Source organism: Bacillus sp. JST-5 (assembly GCF_057747715.1).
In genome coordinates, this window is sequence record NZ_JBYLHW010000164.1 from 1 (window position 1) to 880 (window position 880).

Genomic DNA, 880 nt, shown 5'->3' on the forward strand with positions numbered 1-880 from the left:
GTAAAATTCGATTAAGTCCCTTCACCAGTTCTTTGATGTCCATAAATAGCTTGTTCCTTGGACTCGTATATTCCTTAATCTTCATTTTCATCTTCTTCATGGCTTTCTTACTTGGAATATGAGACATGACATACACTTTCGAGCCTCCCTTATTCATCACAGGGAATTTCCGGTGATGTAGACCTAGAAAGTCGAATCCATTTGTGTTATCCCAGATATTAACGAGTTTGGATTTCTCCGTGTTGATTTCAAGGTCTAGTTTCTTCATGATGGCTTTTAATACTTTGATGCTCTCCAGCGCTTGGGTTTTCGTACGACACATAATCACAAAATCATCTGCGTATCGCACCAGTTCCCCCAAATGTAGGAACTTCCTCTTCCATATCGTGTCCATATAATGGAGGTAGATGTTTGCTAAAAGAGGCGAAATGACTCCGCCCTGCGGGGTACCCTTTTCGGTGTTATGAAACTGGCCATCTTCCATTACACCTGCTCTCAGCCATTTCCGAATCAGTTTCAATACTCGGCGATCACTGATTCTCATTTCGACTAACTTCATCAATTTTTCTTGATTGATATTGTCAAAGTACCCTTTAATATCTACATCTACTACCCAGTAATGGTTCCTACTCAACTTTCGAATCTTTGCGATGGCTTGGTGAGCATTTCTTTTCGGTCTGAATCCATAAGAACAGTCTTGAAAGTCTGCTTCAAAGATGGGTTCAATGACCATTTTTGTTGCCATCTGTACGACTCGGTCTTTTACCGTTGGAATTCCTAACGGTCTCATGCTTCCCTTGTTGTCTTTTGGGATATAGACCCGGCGAACAGGGCTTGGGTGAAACCTTTTCTGTTTGAGTTCTATATAGATCTCATTCAG

The 880-nt window shown here is 41.1% G+C and carries 1 protein-coding gene; it reads right to left on the bottom strand.

From position 1 onward, the window contains the following. Positions 1-880 (bottom strand): group II intron reverse transcriptase/maturase (gene ltrA, locus AC3ASS_RS14375; RefSeq protein ID WP_488284170.1); only part of this gene is annotated, 880 nt, incomplete at its 3' end.